Annotated in this window: 16 protein-coding genes; 9 read left to right on the top strand and 7 right to left on the bottom strand. The window is 71.5% G+C overall.

The genetic code is table 11. The features are described 5' to 3' along the window. Positions 1-6 precede the first annotated feature (6 nt). Entirely contained in the window at positions 7-2070 is a 2064-nt protein-coding gene (locus tag QFZ75_RS36970) for a glycoside hydrolase (RefSeq protein WP_307543792.1), read from the top strand. A 129-nt stretch (positions 2071-2199) separates the two neighbouring features. On the opposite strand, the gene QFZ75_RS36965 is transcribed toward QFZ75_RS36970, so the two are convergent. Further along, entirely contained in the window at positions 2200-2376 is a 177-nt protein-coding gene (locus QFZ75_RS36965; protein ID WP_307543791.1) for a hypothetical protein, read from the bottom strand. Between the two features lie 288 nt (positions 2377-2664). Here QFZ75_RS36965 and QFZ75_RS36960 point away from each other — a divergent pair, with 288 nt between their 5' ends. Then, on the top strand, positions 2665-3099 hold the full coding sequence (locus QFZ75_RS36960; RefSeq protein WP_307543790.1) for an ATP-binding protein: 435 nt from the start codon (positions 2665-2667) through the stop codon (positions 3097-3099). Between the two features lie 66 nt (positions 3100-3165). On the opposite strand, the gene QFZ75_RS36955 is transcribed toward QFZ75_RS36960, so the two are convergent. Together QFZ75_RS36955 and QFZ75_RS36950 are read right to left on the bottom strand one after the other, a co-directional pair. Beyond that, positions 3166-3642: an ATP-binding protein gene (locus tag QFZ75_RS36955; RefSeq protein WP_307543789.1), complete on the bottom strand. Its 477-nt coding sequence runs from the start codon at positions 3640-3642 to the stop codon at positions 3166-3168. Positions 3643-3789: 147 nt separating this feature from the next. Next, on the bottom strand, positions 3790-4161 hold the full coding sequence (locus QFZ75_RS36950; RefSeq protein ID WP_307543788.1) for a PRC-barrel domain-containing protein: 372 nt from the start codon (positions 4159-4161) through the stop codon (positions 3790-3792). A gap of 200 nt (positions 4162-4361) precedes the next feature. Here QFZ75_RS36950 and QFZ75_RS36945 point away from each other — a divergent pair, with 200 nt between their 5' ends. Next, complete coding sequence (locus tag QFZ75_RS36945; protein WP_307543787.1) at positions 4362-4532, top strand: hydrophobic protein; 171 nt, start codon at positions 4362-4364, stop codon at positions 4530-4532. Between the two features lie 101 nt (positions 4533-4633). Next, the gene (locus tag QFZ75_RS36940) at positions 4634-5197 is read left to right on the top strand and encodes a Dps family protein (protein ID WP_307543786.1); all 564 of its coding nucleotides are present in this window, start codon (positions 4634-4636) and stop codon (positions 5195-5197) included. Between the two features lie 124 nt (positions 5198-5321). Here the strand turns inward: QFZ75_RS36940 and QFZ75_RS36935 are convergent, their stop codons facing one another. The 3 genes from QFZ75_RS36935 to QFZ75_RS36925 form a co-directional block, all read right to left on the bottom strand. After that, positions 5322-6266, bottom strand: a complete 945-nt coding sequence (locus tag QFZ75_RS36935) for a sensor histidine kinase (protein WP_307543785.1) — start codon at positions 6264-6266, stop codon at positions 5322-5324. A gap of 219 nt (positions 6267-6485) precedes the next feature. Continuing rightward, positions 6486-6779 (bottom strand): DUF5133 domain-containing protein, encoded by a 294-nt coding sequence (locus tag QFZ75_RS36930; RefSeq protein WP_307543784.1) that lies wholly within the window; start codon positions 6777-6779, stop codon positions 6486-6488. A 134-nt stretch (positions 6780-6913) separates the two neighbouring features. Beyond that, a complete protein-coding gene (locus tag QFZ75_RS36925; RefSeq protein WP_373466000.1) occupies positions 6914-7831 on the bottom strand; it encodes a SigB/SigF/SigG family RNA polymerase sigma factor in 918 nt (305 codons plus the stop codon). Between the two features lie 410 nt (positions 7832-8241). Here QFZ75_RS36925 and QFZ75_RS36920 point away from each other — a divergent pair, with 410 nt between their 5' ends. From QFZ75_RS36920 to QFZ75_RS36905, 4 genes are all read left to right on the top strand, one after another. Next, a complete protein-coding gene (locus QFZ75_RS36920; protein WP_307543783.1) occupies positions 8242-9120 on the top strand; it encodes an RNA polymerase sigma factor SigF in 879 nt (292 codons plus the stop codon). A 385-nt stretch (positions 9121-9505) separates the two neighbouring features. After that, positions 9506-13780: a HAMP domain-containing protein gene (locus QFZ75_RS36915; RefSeq protein ID WP_307543782.1), complete on the top strand. Its 4275-nt coding sequence runs from the start codon at positions 9506-9508 to the stop codon at positions 13778-13780. Between the two features lie 91 nt (positions 13781-13871). Further along, positions 13872-16361, top strand: coding sequence for a SpoIIE family protein phosphatase (locus QFZ75_RS36910; protein ID WP_373465999.1), 2490 nt, complete (start codon positions 13872-13874; stop codon positions 16359-16361). A gap of 197 nt (positions 16362-16558) precedes the next feature. Then, the gene (locus QFZ75_RS36905) at positions 16559-16939 is read left to right on the top strand and encodes an STAS domain-containing protein (protein ID WP_307543781.1); all 381 of its coding nucleotides are present in this window, start codon (positions 16559-16561) and stop codon (positions 16937-16939) included. A gap of 217 nt (positions 16940-17156) precedes the next feature. Here the strand turns inward: QFZ75_RS36905 and QFZ75_RS36900 are convergent, their stop codons facing one another. Beyond that, the gene (locus tag QFZ75_RS36900) at positions 17157-17636 is read right to left on the bottom strand and encodes a MarR family transcriptional regulator (protein ID WP_307543780.1); all 480 of its coding nucleotides are present in this window, start codon (positions 17634-17636) and stop codon (positions 17157-17159) included. Positions 17637-17780: 144 nt separating this feature from the next. Here QFZ75_RS36900 and QFZ75_RS36895 point away from each other — a divergent pair, with 144 nt between their 5' ends. Further along, positions 17781-18953: a PP2C family protein-serine/threonine phosphatase gene (locus tag QFZ75_RS36895; RefSeq protein WP_307543779.1), complete on the top strand. Its 1173-nt coding sequence runs from the start codon at positions 17781-17783 to the stop codon at positions 18951-18953. Positions 18954-19222 lie beyond the last annotated feature (269 nt).

The following is a 19222-nucleotide window of genomic DNA, read 5'->3' as shown; positions in this document are numbered from 1 at the left end:
CACACGATGGCACGCACTGCCCGCAGCGGACGTCTCCTCGGAGCCGCCGCACTCACCGCACTGGCCACCGGGGCCGCCCTGACCCTGGCCCCCGCCTCCACCGCGCAGGTCCGGACGGCGGACACCGCCTCGGTCACCGTCCGGCCCGACCCCTCCTACGAGCAGCAGAAGTTCGAGGGCTGGGGCACCAGCCTGGTCTGGTTCGCCAACGCGACCGGCGACTACCCGAAGGAGATACGCGAGAAGCTCGCCCGGCTCCTCTTCGGGGACGACGGCCTGGCGCTGAACATCGCCCGCTACAACATCGGCGGTGGCAACGCCCCCGACGTCAAGGACTACCTGCGGGCCGGTGGCGCGGTGGAGGGCTGGTGGAAGGCGCCGGCCGGCACCACCCGCGAGGACACCGACTGGTGGAGCGCCGACGATCCGGCCGACTGGAACAAGGACGCCGACGCCACGCAGCGCTGGTGGGTCGACCGCATCAAGGACGACATCGACCACTGGGAGACCTTCAGCAACTCCCCGCCGTGGTGGATGACGAGGAGCGGCTACGTGTCCGGCGGGTTCGACGCGACCGAGGACCAGCTCAAGGCCGAGTCGGTCGACGACTTCGCCGCCTACCTGGCGGGCGCGACCAGGCGCCTCGAGAAGGCCGAGGGCATCGAGGTCGACACCGTCGACCCGTTCAACGAGCCCAACACCAGCTACTGGAGCACCCGCCTCGGCGCTGACGGTGAGCCCGTCGGCGGCCGTCAGGAAGGGGCCCACATCGGTCCCGAGCTCCAGCGGAAGGTGATCGACGCCCTGGCTCCCGCGCTGAAGAAGGCGAAGACCGAGGCGGACATCTCGGCGATGGACGAGACCAACCCGTCCACCTTCGCGCAGAACTGGAACAGCTACCCGCAGGACGTGCGGGACCTGGTCGGCCAGATGAACGTCCACACCTACGGCACCGGCCAGCGCACCGCCGTACGCGACCTGGCCAAGGCGGCCGGCAAGCCGCTGTGGATGAGCGAGGTCGAGGGCGACTGGGGCGACGGCCAGAGCTTCACGGACATGCGGCCGGGTCTGGGTCTGGCCCAGCACATCGTCGACGACCTGCGGGAACTGGAGCCCACGGCGTGGGTGTTCTGGCAGCCCGTCGAGGACCACGACAACATGAAGCCGGGCGGCGAGTCCGCCAAGGGCGGCAACTGGGGCAGTATCCAGCTCCCGTTCAGCTGCACCTCGAAGGACACCCTCGAGTCCTGCCCCATCTACACGAACACGAAGTTCGACACGGCCCGCAACTTCACGCACTACATCAGGCCCGGTGACCGGCTGATCAAGACGGACGACACGTCCAGCGCCGCCGCCGTCACCAGGAAGGGCGACGGAGCGACGGTCGTCCACGTCAACAGCACCACCGAGGCCCGCGCGGTCACCGTCGACCTCTCCAAGTTCGGCAAGGTCGGCCGCAACGCCACCGTCATCCCCGTCGTGACCAGCGCCGACGGCAAACTCGACCGCCGCGCGGCCGTCAGGGTCACCGACCGCAGGGCCACCTTCACCGTGCCCGCGCAGTCCGTGACCTCCTTCCTGGTCAAGGGCGTCTCGGGGGTCGCGAAGGACGCCGCCGAACTGCGCAAGGGCCACACCTACGAGCTGACCGGCGTCCAGAGCGGCAAGGCGCTGACCGTCGCCGACGACGGCACGGGCCTGGTCATCAGGAGCGCGACGGCCGCGGCGCAGCAGGCGGCAGGTCAGCAGTGGAAGCTGCGCCAGGTCTCCGGCGACACCGGCAACCGGCAGCGGTACGTGTTCGGCAACCCGGTGGAGGGCAAGCGGCTGGCCGTCCGTGACGGCGCCCCGGTGCTGGAGGCCGACACCGGCCCGCGCGACCGGGCCGCCCAGTGGATCATGTCGTCGACCGGTGACGGCACCTGGACCCTCGTCAACGCGGCCACCGGACGCCTCCTGGAGGTCGGCGGCCAGGCCACGCACGAAGGTGCGTCCGTGACGCTGTGGACGCCCAACTCCGGCGCCAACCAGCGCTGGAAGGTCACCGAGGTGTCCGGCCGGACCGGCTGACCGCGTACGGCACGGCGTACCCGGCGATCCGGGCCGTCCCGGGGAACGGGAGAGCGGACCGCACAGCGACGACTGTCGCCGTGCGGTCCGCTCTCCTGTGGACCACGTGCCGGGGCGGTGTCCCGCTCGTCACCGCCTGCGGCCCCTGCTCCCCCACCCGGTGCCCACGCCCGCGGTGTGCAGGGCCAGTACGGTCAGCCCGATGAGCATCACGTTCGTCGAGGTGAAGGTGTCGTTCGTCGCGATGTCCGCGGCGTTGATCAGGAACGCGATGAAGAAGAGTACTGCAGCTGCGATGCCGAGCACGGATTTTCCTCTCTCCGGTCACGGAGCGGGATCGGCTCCCGCTCCAGACCTCCGTATGCCCCCGTCCGGCGGAAACAGGCCCGGGACACGGTCTGCCGGACAAGGACCCATGACTCGCCCCGATCGTGGTACTCGCCGACCGCACGGGAATCACTGGAGACCACCGCATTCCGGATCGTTTACCATCCCCACCGGACCTGTACGAGTAAGCCTCCCGCCGTCGGGAAGCAGCAGCGGTGAAAGCACGGGATCAGCACAGCCTGCGGGGAACGGGCTGGGGAAGGCGCAATGGCGACCGAGCCGCGTGGGGACAGAAAACTGCCTTCTGAGGAGAAGTACACCCGGACGACCACCTTCGACGGGGAGCTGCCCAATGTGACGGGCGCGCGTATCGCCGCCGAGGAGTTCCTGCTCGCGCTCACGCGCGCTTCACCACCGGCCGCCCCGGAGCACTGGGACGACATCCTCCTGGTCGTCACGGAGCTGGCGGCCAATGCGGTGCAGTACGCGCCGGGCCCGTTCGAGCTGTGTCTGCGCCGCACGTTCGACGGTGTGCACGTGACCCTGCACGACACCAGCACCACACCGCCCGCGCCCCGCCCGTTCCATCCCGGCCGGGGCGGCGGAGGTGTCGGCTGGCACCTGATCCACACCCTGTGCGACCAGGTCAGTGTGGTGGTCACCGACAAGGGCAAGGACATCCATGTGTTCCTGCCGTGGTGACGGCCGGCCGGGGGCGGACCGGTGTGGGCGGACCCCCCGGAGAGGGCCCGCCGGACGAGCGGCCCGTCAGACGAGCGGCACCAGTACGCTGATGATCTTGCCGCCTTCCGGGCACCTCTCGACGGTGATCTCGCGCGCCAGCCGGATGATCACCGGCCAGCCGTAGCCGTTGCCGTGGTGCCGCGCGGGGAAGCCCCCCGTGCCGAAGGCCGCGGACGGGACGACATCGCTGTGGTCACGCACGGCCAGTCGCACTCCCCCGTCGCTGGGCGTCACCTCGAAACCGGCCAGTCCGCCGCCGTGCCGGACGGCGTTCGCGGCCAGTTCGGAGACGACCAGCAGCAGGTCGATGACGGCGGCCTCGGTGGCCGCGCGGCCCGGCCGGTTCCACTGCTCCAGCACCACGTCGCGCGCATACGCACGGGCCATCGCCGCGGTCGTGACCGGTGCCGTGGCGGACGGCGTCGCGATCGGCACCGCCGCAGGTGACGTCCCCCCGGGCAGACCCGCGGACCCGATGATGGTCGTGTCGGTTCGGTCCATATGCGTCGTGTCCCTGCACTCTGCTTCCTCGCTGCCGGGCCCCGGCCCGGAGCCGCTCCGGCGGCTTCCCGGACGGGATCGTCGCTTCCTGCCGCCGCATCCCGTCGGGGTCCGCCTTCCCCCTGGGTCCTCATCCATTGCGGGCAATCAGGTCGCGCTCGTCTCCCGGGGCGGCAGGCCCAGGTAGTAGTCGCCGACCCCGGCGAGGTAATCGGGATCCAGTGTCTCGCGGTCGGTCCGGAACCGGGGCGCGGCCTTGATCTCCTCCTCGGTGCAGGTCACCTTGATCTCCCGGGTCTGCGGGTCGATGGACTCGACGACCCCCACCGGAATCAGGACACTCCTGCCGAACAGCCAGCCCCCGGTGTCGACGATCAGGTGCCGCATCCCGGACTCGTCCACCTGCCGGTCCACGTGCCCGATGGTCCCGTCGCTCGCGGCAACCGTGAACCCCGTGAGCAGCAGCCCCTCCGCGTATCCGCTCACCGGTGCGTACGACCAAATCCTGTCGGTGGTCACGTCGCTCCCTTCCCTTCCCCGTGGTCATGTCCCCGTGGTCATGTCCTCGGGCAGCAGATACCCTCCCGCCGGACCGGCACTCTCGACGGTTTCGTCACAACGGCCGCATCCGGCCCTTCGAGGCCCGCCCGGCTGTTTCCGCGGAAAGGATGCGTATCACCGGGTAAGCAGGGAACTCGTCGTGCTGGAGGTCGATAGAAATGGTTCCCCTTATTCTTGTCCTGCTGCTCGCCCTGCTCCTTTTCGGTGCGGGTTTCGCACTCAAGATCCTGTGGTGGGTCGCGGTCGTCGTGCTCGTCGTCTGGCTGCTCGGCTTCGTCGTGCGCCCCAACGCCTCCGGGGGCCGCCGCGGACGCTGGTACCGCTGGTAGGAGTGCCTGCGGGCCCCACGGTGCCCGGCACGGCACCCGCCGCCTCGAACGCCACGGAACCGCATCACCGCACCACCGATAATTCCCAGGGAGGAATGGAAATGACGTCGTCTGCACAGGAACCCCGGTACACCGTTCCCGGACTCAGCACCCAGGACGGCGGGAAGGCAATCGAACTGCTCCGCCTGCGGCTGCACGCGCTCAATGACCTCTCGCTCACGCTGAAGCACATTCACTGGAATGTGGTCGGCCCGCATTTCATCGCGATCCACGAGATGCTCGACCCGCAGGTCGACCGGGTCCGTGAGATGGCCGACGACACCGCCGAGCGCATCTCCGCCCTGGGCGGGGTCCCCGCCGGCACCCCGGGCAGCATCGTCGCCGAGCGGACCTGGGACGACTACGACGTCGGGCGGGCGGACGCGATCGCGCACCTCGGCGCCCTCGACCTGGTCTACACGGGCGTCATCGAGAGCCACCGTGCGGCCCGCGAGGAGATCGGCAAGTTCGACGCGGTGACGGAGGACCTCCTCATCGAGCACCTGCGCTCCCTGGAACAGTTCCAGTGGTTCGTGCGCGCACACCTCGAGAGCGCCGGTGGCGTCCTCTCCACGGCGGACGCGCGGACCGAGACCGAGGCCGCCCGCTCGGCCGAGGCCCGTTAACGGGGTCTGCCGACGGCGAGGGGCCCGGATCCGTGACGGATCCGGGCCCCCGCGCATGCTCCGGTTACGCGGACGGCCGCCCGCCCGGACGGGGACGGACGGGGACGGACGGGGACGGACGGAGTCAGGCGCGTGCGACGTAACTGCGGATCGTCGTGCCCTCGTCATCGGTGTGCAGGCGCACCAGGTCCGACAGGCAGTGGACGAGCAGGAGGCCGCGGCCGCCGATCTGGTCGGGGCGGGCGGGACGCCTGCCCACGAGGGGATCGGACAGCCGGCCAAGGTCCTGGACCTGGCAGACGATCCGCCCGTCCTGCTCCCACAGGCGCAGCGTGCCCCCGCCGCCCGCGTGGACCACGCTGTTCGTGGTCAGCTCGGCGACGACCAGGGCCAGATCCTGCAGCCGTACCTCGCTCATCCCCCACTCCCGCGCCGCGGCGAGCGCGAAGTCCCGGACGGCCGGCAGCGTGTCCGCGTCGTAGGGGAACGCCGCCGCGCCGGGCGGCGGGCGCAGCGGTTCGTTGCAGCGGGCGAGCGCCTTCTGGGGGTCGTACGCGTCGCTGACGCTCCGGCGTCCCCCGTCGATGAGCAACGGGTGCGTGGCACGGGCGTCGTCGAGCACGTCCGACGGCAGCGACCGGGCGTCGTACGGGCACAGGATGATCACGTCCCGGCCGCTGAACGCCTCGTTGATGAGTGCCTCGTGCTGGACGCAGGCGGGGTACTCCTCGGCCGTGCGGCCGGGCCAGACCGGTTCGCCGACGATACGGACGCGGACGCCGGTCCGGGCGTCCGCGAAGGCGCACAGCACGGAGGGGATGATGCGGCCGGGGTTGCGGCCCGCCAGCGTCATGTCGACGAGGTGCACGGCGTCCGCCGCGCGTCCCAGTTCCGCGGTGATCAGGGCGAGCCGGGCGGCGGGAGCGGCCACCGCCACGGGCTCCGACGCCGCGAGCCCTTCCCGTACGAAGGGGACCGTGCCCGCCAGGTACTCCTGGTCGTCACGGTAGAAGAGCGCGGGGTGCACGAACAGGGTGGCGGTCCCCCGCTCGGTGGCCGTCGTCGTCATACGGGCACCCCGGCCGGCCGGGCCGGCCCGCCGCCGCCGTACGGCGGCGGCGACGCGTCGTCCGTGTTGTCCGTGCTGTCCATCAGGTCCACCGGCCTCACCCCGCCGGACACCCTACGCTGCCGTACAGACGTTCCCTCATCGCCTTCCCGTGTCCGCGGACACCCGTCGGGCCGGCCGCACACGCGTACGACCGGCCCGACGGGTTCGACGGTTCGACTACGCGACGGCCTCGCCCGTGTCACGGACCTCGGCGATGTCGGTGACGGCGGTGGCGGTGGGCCGAAGAGGCATCCGCACCACGGGGCCGGGCTCCCGGGACGCCGCGAGGTGGCGGCGCGCCCTGTCCAGGGCGGACCGCACGTCACGGGTGCCGGTCGAGACGCAGAGGGTGTACTCCAGGTCCTGCGTCCGCTGGTCCGGCTTCACGGCGCCGGTCTCGGTCCGGTGCGCGACGAGCGCCTCGTACTCCTCGACGAGCTTGCGCAGGGTGGCGGGGTGGGGCATCAGCATCTGGCCTGCTCCTTGACGACGTGACTGTGTTTCCACCGGGGTCCCGGAAGGCGCGGGCCCGGAAGGTGCGGATCCGGAAGGTGCGGAGGTTCTGGTCGGGGCGCCGGCCGCGGCGCCGGGGCGGGAGGCCCGCGTCACGCGGTCCCCGTACGGCCGTCGGAGTCGCCGGAGCGCGACCGCGCGCCGAGCGCCTCGTCCCTGACCCGGGCGCAGCTGCGGGTGATGAGACGGGAGACGTGCATCTGGGAGATGCCCAGCCGGTCGGCTATGCGGTTCTGCGTCATGTCCTCGAAGAAGCGCATGTACAGGATGTTCCGCTCGCGTTCCGGCAGCCGGCGCAGCCCTTCCTTCGCCGCCTCGCGGTCGACGACCACGTCGAAGGAGGAGTCGGAGTCGCCCAGGGTGTCGGCCAGGCTGTAGTTGTCGTCGGTGGAGGTCAGTTCGGCGTCCAGGGACAGCGTGCTGAAGCTCTCCATCGCCTCCATCCCCGCGCAGACCTCGTCCTCCGTCAGTCCGGCGTGCGCCGCGATCTCGGCCGTCGTCGGCTCGGGCGCCCCGGGGTTCTGCGTGAGTTCCCGCCGCGCGATCCGCACCTTGTTGCGCAGTTCCTGCACACGGCGCGGCACCCGCAGCGCCCACATGCGGTCCCGGAAGTGCCGTTTCACCTCACCGGTGATGGTGGGCACGGCGTAGCTCTCGAACGCCCCGCGCGAAGGGTCGAAGCGGTCGATCGCCTTCACCAGACCGACGGCCGCGACCTGGCGCAGGTCCTCGATGTTCTCGCCCCGGTCGCGGAACCGCCCCGCGATGCGGTGCGCCATGGGCAGCCAGGCCGTCACCAGCTCGTCGCGCACGGCGTCCCGCTCGGGCCCGTCCTCCAGGGCCGCCAGCCGGGCGAAGTCGGTCGCCGAGTCGGGGGCGTCGTCGTGCGGATGGCGTGCGGTGGCGGACCCGACGGACGAGGCCGGTGCGGCCGCCGGGGCAGCGGACGCGGTCATGGCCTCGACAGGTGCGGTCTCCTCGGGGCGGCTTGTCGACAAGTCGATAGACATGCGGATTCGCTCCTGAACAAGTGACGTGCGAGGGGGTGCCGCAGGAGGAGGTGCCTCCCGCAAACGCCGGAGGAGCCACCACAGTTCGGCCGAGCCGCTCCTGCGGGCGTGCCTCCGGTCCGAAGCACGAAGGTCCGCGTGCCCGGCCTTTTCGAAGCAAAACACCACGTCCTGAAATCGATGGCGCAGGACGTCGTCGCCTCGCGAGCCGAACCGGGCCACAGCGCGCCCGTACGTGCCATCGGGGCCTGTCGCGTACCGCCGACACCACCTCTCCCGGAGGGTGGACCGTCGACTTCCGGCCAGATGCGGCGCGGCTCCGATCTCTTTCAAAAAAAGATGGCATGAGCCGCGGGAAGCGGGGCAGACGCCGTGTGTCATCAACAGCGACGGTGAGTGGGGTGGGCGGTATGACAGCCGTGACGGCAGACGGGGCGACGGCCACGGCGCAGGGGATCCGGACGGCGGACGAGACGGAACTGCCTCTCATCGAGGACCCGTCGCGCGTCAGGCCGAAGGACGCGCGGGAGCTGTCCCGGCAGTTCTTCGACCGGCTGGCCGTGCTGGAGGAAGGCACGCACGAATACCAGTACGCGCGCAACACCCTGATCGAGATGAACCTGTCCCTCGTCCGGTACGCGGCCTCGCGGTTCCGCGGCCGGGGCGACTCGATGGAGGACATCGTCCAGGTCGGCACCATCGGGCTGATCAAGGCCATCGACCGGTTCGAGCTGTCGCGCGAGGTGGAGTTCACCTCTTTCGCCGTCCCCTACATCGTCGGTGAGATCAAGCGGTTCTTCCGCGACACCAGCTGGGCCGTGCACGTGCCGCGGCGCCTCCAGGAGGCCCGGGTCGAGCTGGCCAAGGCCACGGAGGAGCTGCGCACCCGCCTCGGTCGCACCCCCACGACCAAGGAGCTCTCGGAGCTCATGTCGCTGCCCGAGGCGGAGGTCATCGAGGCCCGCAAGGCGGCGAACTGCTACAACTCCTCGTCCCTCGACGCGGCCCTGGCCCCCGACAACGGTTCGCACGGCGAGTCCGTCCTGGCCGACTTCATCGGTACGGACGACCACTCGCTGGAGCTCGTCGAGGACCTGCACTCGCTGGCGCCCCTGGTCGCCCAGCTCGACGAGCGCGAGCGCCGCATCATCCACCTGCGCTTCGTCGAGGAGCGCACCCAGGCCGAGATCGGCGAGCTCCTCGGCATCTCGCAGATGCACGTGTCCCGTCTGATCAGCCGCATCATCAAGCGTCTGCGCGCCGGCCTGCTGGACCCCGCCGTCGCCTAGACCTCCCGTACGGCCGGCGTCCCCCCTACGCCGGTGAACCGGCGTCTCCCCCCTTCGCCGGTGACCGAGCCCGCCGTCGCACCCGTGAGCCCCCGCTCACCGGACCGCGACGGCGGGCTTCGTGGTGCCCGTCCGGGGTCCGGCCCACGCCACCCGTACGCCCCGCTCGTCCTCGATTTCCTCACCTCTCGGACCCGCCGCGTCCCCGGCTTGGCGATTTCGGCACCACACTTTGTCCACAACCTCGCTCACGGGTTAGCCTGCGGCGTATTTCCTCGTCGTGGCCCCGTGCAGCGGGTCGTCCGGCGGGGTCCGGTCCGGCAGTGGGCCTGATGTTCCGAGTCCCTTCACCCGAGGGACCCAAAGGCATGGGACGAGGGCGTACATGACGAGCCAGACGACCGACACCGTGGACCGCACACCGGGCGACCAGGAGCTGCGGCAGCTGCTGGCCGGCCTGACGGCCGTGCGGGACGGTGACTTCGGCACCCGGCTGCCGGACGACGGTGACGGTCTGCTGGGCGACATCGCCACCGTCTTCAACGGCATGGTCGACCAGCTGTCCGTCTTCACCTCCGAAGTGACCCGCGTGGCCCGCGAGGTGGGCACCGAGGGGACCCTCGGCGGCCAGGCGGAGGTGCCCGGCGTCTCCGGGACCTGGGCCGACCTCACCGACTCGGTCAACGCCATGTCGGGCAACCTCACGACCCAGGTCCGCGACATCGCGCAGGTGGCGACCGCGGTGGCCAAGGGCGACCTCTCCCAGAAGATCGACGTGCCGGCCCGGGGCGAGATCCTGCAGCTGAAGGAGACCGTCAACACGATGGTCGACCAGCTGTCCGCCTTCGCCGACGAGGTCACCCGGGTGGCCCGCGAGGTCGGCAGCGAGGGACGGCTCGGCGGCCAGGCCCAGGTGCCCGGCGTCGGCGGTGTCTGGCGCGACCTCACCGACTCGGTCAACCTGATGGCCGGGAACCTCACCGCACAGGTCCGCAACGTCGCCCAGGTGACGACCGCGGTGGCCAAGGGCGACCTCTCCCAGAAGATCACCGTGGACGCCCGCGGTGAGATCCTGGAACTCAAGAACACCATCAACATCATGGTCGACCAGCTGTCCGCCTTCGCCGACGAGGTCACCCGGGTGGCCCGCGAGGTCGGCACCGAGGGACGGCTCGGCGGCCAGGCCGACGTCAAGGGGGTCAAGGGCACCTGGCGGGACCTGACCGACTCCGTGAACTTCATGGCCGGGAACCTCACCGCACAGGTCCGCAACGTCGCCCAGGTGGCGACCGCGGTGGCCAGGGGCGACCTGTCGCAGAAGATCACCGTGGACGCCCGGGGCGAGATCCTCGCCCTGAAGGAGACCCTCAACACGATGGTGGACCAGCTCTCCGCCTTCGCCGACGAGGTCACCCGCGTCGCCCGCGAGGTCGGCACGGCCGGCAACCTGGGCGGGCAGGCCACCGTCCGGGGTGTCTCGGGCACCTGGAAGGACCTCACCGACAACGTCAACGTGATGGCGTCGAACCTGACGGGCCAGGTCCGCTCGATCGCCCAGGTCGCCACGGCCGTCGCCCGCGGCGACCTCTCCCAGAAGATCACCGTCGAGGCCAAGGGCGAGGTCGCCGCCCTCGCGGACGTCATCAACACGATGGTCGACACGCTGTCCGCGTTCGCCGACGAGGTCACCCGGGTGGCCCGCGAGGTCGGCACCGAGGGACGGCTCGGCGGCCAGGCCCAGGTGCCGAACGTGGCCGGCACCTGGAAGGACCTCACCGACAACGTCAACTCGATGGCCAACAACCTCACCGGCCAGGTGCGCAACATCGCCCTGGTGACGACGGCGGTGGCCAAGGGTGACCTGTCCAAGAAGATCGACGTCGACGCCCGCGGCGAGATCCTGGAACTCAAGACCACCATCAACACGATGGTCGACCAGCTGTCCGCCTTCGCCGCCGAGGTCACCCGGGTGGCGCGCGAGGTCGGCAGCGAGGGACGGCTCGGCGGCCAGGCCGAGGTGGAGGGCGTCTCCGGCACCTGGAAGCGCCTGACGGAGAACGTCAACGAGCTCGCGGGCAACCTGACGCGGCAGGTGCGCGCGATCGCCGAGGTCGCCAGCGCCGTGGCCGAGGGCGACCTGACCCGCTCGATCACGGTCGAGGCCTCCGGCGAGGTCGCCGAGCTCAAGGACAACATCAACTCCATGGTGGAGTCCCTGCGCGAGACCACACGGGCCAACCAGGAGCAGGACTGGCTCAAGACCAACCTCGCGCGGGTCTCCGGCCTGATGCAGGGCCACCGGGACCTGTCGGTGGTGGCCGAGCTCATCATGGACGAGCTCGCGCCGCTGGCCTCGGCCCAGTACGGGGCGTTCTACCTCGCGGAGGAGGGCGGGCAGGGCAGCGGGCTGCGGCTCGTCGGCTCCTACGGACGGCCCGACGAGGAGGGCCGGCCCGAGCGCATCCCCTTCGGCCGCTCGCTGGTCGGCCAGGCCGCACGCAGCCGCCGTGCCATCACCGTCGACGAACTGCCGCCGAACTACGTGTCCATCTCCTCGGGGCTCGGCCACACCGTGCCGACCGCCCTGGTGGTGCTGCCCATCGTGGTCGAGGACCAGGTGCTCGGTGTCATCGAGCTGGCCTCGGTCACCCGTTTCACCCAGATCCACCTGGACTTCCTGAACCAGCTGATGGAGACCATCGGCGTCAACGTCAACACCATCGTGGCCAACGCCAGGACCGACGAGCTGCTCGACGAGTCGCAGCGTCTGACCGCCGAACTGCAGGCCCGCTCGGAGGAGCTGCAGGTCCAGCAGGACGAGCTGCAGCGCTCCAACGAGGAGCTGGAGGACAAGGCCTCCCTGCTGGTGGCGCAGAACAGCGACATCGAGGCGAAGAACCTGCAGATCGAGCAGGCCCGCCAGGAGCTGGAGACCCGCGCCCAGCAGCTGTCGCTGGCCTCCAAGTACAAGTCGGAGTTCCTGGCGAACATGAGCCACGAGCTGCGCACGCCCCTGAACAGCCTGCTGATCCTCGCCCAGCTGCTGGCCCAGAACCCGTCGCGCAACCTCACCCCGAAGCAGGTCGAGTACGCGGGCATCATCCACTCGGCCGGCTCCGACCTGCTGCAGCTGATCAACGACATCCTCGACCTGTCGAAGGTCGAGGCCGGCAAGATGGACGTCAGCCCCGAGGTCGTCCCGCTGCGCCAGCTCCTGGAGTACGTCGAGGCCACCTTCCGGCCCATGACGACGCAGAAGAACCTGGAATTCACCGTGCGTACGGCGCCCGGCGCGCCCGCCGACCTGCTCACCGACGACTCCCGGCTGCGGCAGGTGCTGCGCAACCTGCTGTCGAACGCGGTCAAGTTCACCGAGCACGGCGGCGTCGAACTGCGCATCGAACCGGCCGCCGACCACGAGGTGCCCGGCGGGGTGTTCCGCGGCGGCACCATCGTCGCCTTCCGTGTGCAGGACACCGGCATCGGCATCCCGGAGCAGCATCTGGAGACGATCTTCGGAGCCTTCCAGCAGGCGGACGGGACCACGAGCCGCAAATACGGCGGCACCGGGCTCGGCCTGTCCATCACCCGGGAGATCGCACACCTGCTCGGCGGCGCCGTCACCGTCGACAGCACACCGGGACAGGGCAGTACGTTCACCCTGTTCCTGCCCGTGGCCCGTCCCGACTACGAGAACCTGGTCGTCGCCGACCGGGCCCTCGAACCGGCGCCGGGCGCCGGGTCCTCCGAGGAGTCGGCGGCGAACGCCGGCCCGGGTGCCGCCGCCCCGGCCAGGCGTCGGCGGCGCCGGCTGCTGGTCGTCGAGGAGCGGCAGCGCGGACTGCTGACGCTCGTCGCGGAGAGCGCCGTCTCGGACGTCACCCGCGGCCAGGACGCCGGTGACCCGCGGGGCACGGTCGACGTCATCACCACGTCCGGAGCCCACGAGGCGGCCAGCGCGCTGGCCGCGGGACCCTGCCACTGCGTCGTGCTGGAACTCGGCATGCCCGGCGGCGAGGCGCCCCGCTTCCTGGACGCGATGCAGGGCGACTCCGCGCTCGCGAACGTCCCGGTGCTCGTCCACAGCGGTCATCGCGCGGACCTGGCCCAGGAGCACGCGCTGCAGGCCCGTTCCGGCACCCGCGCCCTGGAGTTCCTGTCCAGCCTGGACGAACTGCGGGAGCGGATCGCCCTGCACCTGTCCGCCGAGGAGCTGGGGGACGTGCCGTCCCTGGCCCGTGCCGAGGAGCCGCGCTCCGACACGCCCCGGGCGGTCGAGGACGCCTTCGTCGGCCGTACGGTCCTGGTGGTCGACGACGACGCGCGCAACCTCTTCGCGCTGAGCGGCATCCTGGAGCTCCAGGGATTCCACGTGCTGCACGCGGACAACGGCCGCAAGGGCATCGAGACGCTGGTCAACCACCCCGACATCGCCCTCGTCCTGATGGACGTGATGATGCCGGAGATGGACGGGTACGCGGCCACGGCCGAGATCCGGAAGATGCCCCGGTACGCGCAGCTCCCGATCATCGCCGTCACGGCGAAGGCGATGCCCGGCGACCGGGAGAAGAGCCTCGCGTCCGGTGCCAGTGACTACGTCACCAAGCCGGTCGACACCGACGACCTCATCGCCTGCGTCCGCCGCTGGCTGCCCGCGTGAGCGACGGCGCCCCGCCGTGCGTGACCGCCGGCCGGGCGCCGTCCCCGCGCCCCGCCCGTACGGGCATCCCAGTCGAGGAGCATGTGCCACCGTGAGCCTTTCCGAACAGCGCCCCGAGCAGGCCGACGACGCGTCGCGCGCCGAGGCCGACTCCCCCGCCCCGCCGTCCGCCGCCGGCGCCGTCGTGGACGCCGGGGACCTGCCGGCGGACGGGCGGAGCATCCTGAACGCCCCCTACCCGGTGGGGAAACTGGCCGCCACGGTGGAACGCCTGCGCCACGAGGTGCGGGCGGCGCAGGCCGAGGCCGACGGGCGGGCCCTCATCGAACTCGCCAAGGGCATCCTGGTCGAGCGGCTGGGATGCGGGCCCGCCCAGGCCGCCCGCCAGCTCGCCGAACTGGCCGAGCAGGCCAAGGTGACCCGGCTCGAACTGGCCGTCGACGTCATCAACCAGTCCGCCCGCGACCGGCTGTCCGACGTCACCGGCGCCTTCCTGGCCGGCGCGCAGGGCGGCGAGGGCCCGCCGGCCGTCCGCCCGGAGGCCGGGCGCTCGGCCGCGGTGCGCCTGCGGGAGGCCGAGAGCGGCGCCCTGGCGGCCCCCGACACCCAGGCCGTCGCCGACTCCCTCTTCCACCACGCGCTGACCCCGCTCGGCGCGGTGGCCGTGGCCATCTGGACCGCGCGGTCCGACGGTGCCCTCACGCTGGCGGGCAGCGCCGGGTTCTCTCCCGCGGAGGCGGACCGCTGGCACTACGTACCGCCCGGCGTCACGACGGTCGCCCGTACGTGCCTCACCGAGCGTGCGGGACAGTGGATCGGTTCGCTCTCCGCGTCCGGCCTGCCCTCCATCGGCCAGCACCAGCACCCCGACGGAGGCAGGGCCGCGCTGCCCGCCGGTACCGGAGGCCGCGTCCACGGCGTCCTGGAGGTCGTCTGGGCCGCTCCCCTGCCGCCCCAGTCGCCCCAGGTGGTCCGCCAGGTGGAGGCGTTGGCGGAACTGTGCGCCCACACGCTGGAGACGTACGCCTTCGTGCACGACGGTGAGACCGCCGGCGAGCCGCGTGTGCTGCCGGACGCCGCCGAGCTGGTGGACCTGGCCGACGGACTGCACGACCCCGCGCTGGTCCTCGTCCCGTACACCGACGGCGGACAGCTCGTGGACTTCCACATCCACCACGTCAACAGTCACTTCCTCGACCCGGCCGGCCGCCCGCGCGGTCTCGTCAGCGGGGCCCTGCTCCTCGAGGCCTACCCGATGGCCGCCGGGGAGAGCGAACTGTTCCAGCGGGTCGAGCGCGTCTACGCCACCGGGGAGCCGTTCCGCGCGCAGCGCATGAACCTCACGGCCCTCGTCGACCAGGTGCCGCTGGCGGCCGTGGCCGACATCAGCATCAGCCGGCACGGCGGCAGCGTGCTGCTGATATGGCGCATCGAGGACGAGACGGCGCGGCTGGCGAGCCTCCTCCAGCACGCCCAGCGTCTGGGCCGTATCGGCGGCTTCGAGGAGAACCTGCTCACGGGCGAGATCACCTGGAACGGCCAGCTCTTCAGTCTGTACGGCCGCTCGCCGGCGAGCGGCCCGGTGCCGCTGGAGGAGCTGGCGCTGCACGCGCACCCGGACGACGCCGTCGCCATCGGCCGCTTCCTGCGCACACTGCTCCACCACCGGCGGGCGGCGTCCGCGGCTTTCCGGCTGCAGCGCCCCGACGAGGTGACCCGGCACATCCGGGTGGTGGCGGAGCCCGTGCTCGACGCCGACGGCCGGCCGTTCGTGGTGCGCGGTGCCTACCAGGACATCTCGGCGCAGCACTGGACGGAGGTCGCGCTGGCCGCCACGCGTGACCAGCTCGCGCACTCCGAGCAGCAGGCGGCCGAGCGCAACCGGCTGACGCTGCAGCTGCAGCACGCCATCATGCCCCCGACCCAGGCACCTCTGCGGGCGCCGGGGCTCGACGTGGCCGTCCGCTACCGGCCCGCCGAGACCGAGCAGCTGGTGGGCGGCGACTGGTACGACGCGGTCGTCCTGCCGTCCGGCATGGTCCTCCTGTGCGTGGGCGACGTGGCGGGGCACGGCATGGAGGCGGCGACGAGCATGGTCGTGCTCCGCAACGCCCTGCGGGGTCTCGCGGTGACGGGCGCGGGCCCCGGCCAGCTGCTGTCCTGGCTCAACAGCGTGGCGCACCACCTGTCGGGCTCCATCACCGCCACCGCGGTCTGCGGCGTCTACGATCCGGGCACCCGTACATTGCGCTGGGCCAGGGCGGGGCATCTGCCCCCCGTGCTGGTGCGGGACGCGGAGGCGGTGTCCCTGCCTCTCGTCAAGGGTCTGCTGCTGGGCGCCGTGCCCGAGGTCACGTACGCCGAGGACGAGGTGCAGCTGGCGGCCGACGACACCCTGCTGATGTACACGGACGGCCTGATCGAGCGGCGGGACCGCACCATGGAGGAGTCCATGACCCAGCTGCTGACCACCGTCCGGGCGGCGCCGTGCACGCTCGACCAGCAACTGGACCGGCTGCTCACCTACAGCAGGTCGGACACCGACGACGACACCTGCATCATCGGGATCCGGGTGTCGTAGTCCGGTACGGGAAAGACGTCCGCATACGCGAGTGACGAGAGGGTAGACGCGCGGGCAGGGGTCCGTCCTGCGCACGGCACGAACCGGGTCGGCACGGCGAGGAGAGCTTGATCACGTCGTGCTGCCGATCTCGGCTGCATCGAATCGGCGCGAGGGGGTATCCGGGCTCCACCATTGTTGCTCCGCGGGAGGTACTCGTGTCCATAGCCCAGAATCCGTTGTCCGTCGAGGTCGCCCTGCTTCGCGAGGACACCGTCCTGCTCACGGCCGAAGGACACCTGGACATCGACACCGCGACCGGGCTCCAGCACCATCTGGCGAACCAGTTCCAGCACGGCCGCCGGCACTTCCTGCTGGACCTCTCGGCCGTCCCCTTCATGGACTCCTCCGGCATGAACATCATCATCAGGGCCTACCAGCAGACCCGGGAGCTGGGCGGCAGCGTGCACATCATCTCGCCGACGCCGGCCGTGCGACGGATCCTGGACCTCACGGGCGTGAGCATCACCGTGCCGGTGTCGGACGGCGTCGACGACGCGCTCGCCCTCGTGGACAAGCAGCAGGGCGATCACGCCTGATCCCGCCCGGCACGCTCCGCGTCCCTGGGGGACGGCGGATCTTTTACACATACAACAGTTGCCGTTTGACAACAGTGGACCGAAGCAAGAAAGTGGGCAGCGCCGAGGCGCGGGAGGATTCCGGTATGCACACAAGGACAGGGACGGGCTCTCGCGCCGAGCACGTCCGGCGCGGGCACCCGTGGGTGTACCCGTCCCCCGGCGGACGGCAGGGGGATCAGGCGGTCCTGGCGCCGGCGGCCGTGCCGTCCTCGTGGATCTCCCCCGCCGCGGCGGCGCAGAACGCCACCAGGCCCTCCAGCAGCTGCGCGCGCCCGACCGCGGGCATCTGCTCCAGCACGGACTGCAGCGCCCGCTCACGGCGGGCGCGCAGGTCGTCCAGGAACGTACGCCCGCGGCGGCTGAGGTGCAGCCGCAGTTCGCGGCGGCTCGTCGTCCCGGGCCTGCGTTCGACGAACCCCACGGCCTGCAGGCGGTCGCACAGCCTGCTGGCCGACGGGGGCGTGGACCCCAGGGCCTCGGCGAGGGTGCGCAGGTTGATGCCTTCGTTGTGCTCGAGGATGAACAGCACCCGCAGCTGGGACGCCGAGACGGGCGCCGTCGAGGCGCGCCCCCACAGGACCTCGAGCAGCTCCGCCGCCTCCGAGGTCACTCGCGCCACTTCGCGGCGCTGCGGACGCGGGGAGGGGGAAGTCACGCAGACACTCTCCCAGGCTTCCCCGGCGCTGTCAGCCCACCGGTTCGGGCCGCCCGCCCCGCTCCACCAGGACAGACCCCCGGCGCCGCGCACCCGGCGCGGACCTGCAGCCACCGACGCCCAGAGAACGGCGTATCCGACATCGTGAACAGATTCGTGGCAGCCGAGCGCGCGCTGCGCTCCGCTGCTCCGCACCAACTGCTGGACGCCGTCCGGGAGGTGCTGTGCGGCCGGTACGCGGCCGAAGAGGTCGAACTCTTCATGGCCGACTACGGACTGACCCTCCTGCAGCCCGTGTCCACGCTGCCGTACACCCTGGCCCCGCTGCCCGTGCACACCGGTCCGGCCGGACGGGCCTTCGTCTCCCAGGAACCGGTCCCCGAGAACTGCCCCGGTGGTTCGGTGCGGGTCCATCTGCCGGTCACCGTGCGCGGCGACCGGCTGGGAGTGCTGTCCGTCACCCTGCCCTCGGCGGACACGGCCGCCGACTGCACGGCCGAGCTGGCCGAGGTGGCGGAGGTCCTGGGGCACGAGGTGATCGTCGCCGAGCGGGACACCGACCTGTATCTGCAGGCCCGGCGCAAGGACCGGCTCACCCTCGCCGCGGAGATGCAGTGGCAGCTGCTGCCGGCCCGCTCCTGCGCACGCCCCGAGTACGCGCTCGGCGCCCAGCTGGAGCCCGCCTACGCCGTGTTCGGCGACAACTTCGACTGGTCCGCCACGGCCGACCACCTGGCGCTCTACATCACCAACGGCATGGGCGAGGGCATCGAGGCCTCGCTGCTGACCAGCCTGGGCGTCAACGCGCTGCGCAACGCGCGCCGGGCGGGCCTGCCGCTCGCGGACCAGGCGGCCCTGGCCGACCAGGCGGTGTACGCCCACTACCGCGGTGACGCCCATCTGTCCGTGCTGATGCTGGATCTGCAACTGTCCACCGGCCGGCTGCAGGTCGTCGACGCCGGTTCGCCGCGGATGCTGCGCCTGCGCGACAGGACCGTCACGGCCGTCGACTTCGAGGAGCAGCTCCCGCTGGGCATGTTCGAGGAGACCGACTACTTCGTCCAGGAGTTCGCCGTCGAGCCCGGTGACCGGCTCGTCTTCGTCAGCGACGGGGTGCACGCGGTGGCCGCGCCGGGCGGCGAGAAGTACGGCGAACACGCGCTGGCCCGCGCCGTCACGGCCACCAGCCTGGTGCCGGCGGCCGAGGTCCCCGGGGCGGTCCTGCGGGAACTGACCGGACACCGCGGCGGCCCCGACCCGGACGACGACGCGCTGGTCGCCTGTCTCGACTGGTTCGGGGGACGTCCGGCGCCGTGACGGCCGGCCGCCCGGCGCCTCCGGCGCCGGAGGCGGTGTTGTGCCGGCCGGTACCACCGATACAGTTGCCGTCCGGCAATGGTTTCTTCGTCCCCCGTTGCCCTCGGCGAGGCCGGGACGATGCGCAGTACATGAGCAGTACGTGAGGAGATGCAGGTGCCGGAGCACGAAGCGGGGGATGTGCCGGCGCACGTCCGGAACGTACCCGGGCGCGCGCGTGTGCCGGTGCCGCACCCCGGCGGCCTGCCCGGCCGGGACGCCCCGCCCGC

The organism is Streptomyces sp. V3I8 (genome assembly GCF_030817535.1).
GTDB lineage: Bacteria > Actinomycetota > Actinomycetes > Streptomycetales > Streptomycetaceae > Streptomyces.
Note: the sequence above shows the minus strand (reverse complement) of the source record. Positions and strands in the feature narration are given on the sequence as shown.

Coding starts and splice junctions, on each gene's coding strand:
- QFZ75_RS36945 (WP_307543787.1), top strand. CDS start 4,362: ATGGTTCCCCTTATTCTTGTCCTGCTGCTCGCCCTGCTCCTTTTCGGT.
- QFZ75_RS36920 (WP_307543783.1), top strand. CDS start 8,242: ATGACAGCCGTGACGGCAGACGGGGCGACGGCCACGGCGCAGGGGATC.
- QFZ75_RS36940 (WP_307543786.1), top strand. CDS start 4,634: ATGACGTCGTCTGCACAGGAACCCCGGTACACCGTTCCCGGACTCAGC.
- QFZ75_RS36915 (WP_307543782.1), top strand. CDS start 9,506: ATGACGAGCCAGACGACCGACACCGTGGACCGCACACCGGGCGACCAG.
- QFZ75_RS36955 (WP_307543789.1), bottom strand. CDS start 3,642: ATGGACCGAACCGACACGACCATCATCGGGTCCGCGGGTCTGCCCGGG.
- QFZ75_RS36970 (WP_307543792.1), top strand. CDS start 7: ATGGCACGCACTGCCCGCAGCGGACGTCTCCTCGGAGCCGCCGCACTC.
- QFZ75_RS36930 (WP_307543784.1), bottom strand. CDS start 6,779: ATGCTGATGCCCCACCCCGCCACCCTGCGCAAGCTCGTCGAGGAGTAC.
- QFZ75_RS36960 (WP_307543790.1), top strand. CDS start 2,665: ATGGCGACCGAGCCGCGTGGGGACAGAAAACTGCCTTCTGAGGAGAAG.
- QFZ75_RS36925 (WP_373466000.1), bottom strand. CDS start 7,831: ATGTCTATCGACTTGTCGACAAGCCGCCCCGAGGAGACCGCACCTGTC.
- QFZ75_RS36935 (WP_307543785.1), bottom strand. CDS start 6,266: ATGACGACGACGGCCACCGAGCGGGGGACCGCCACCCTGTTCGTGCAC.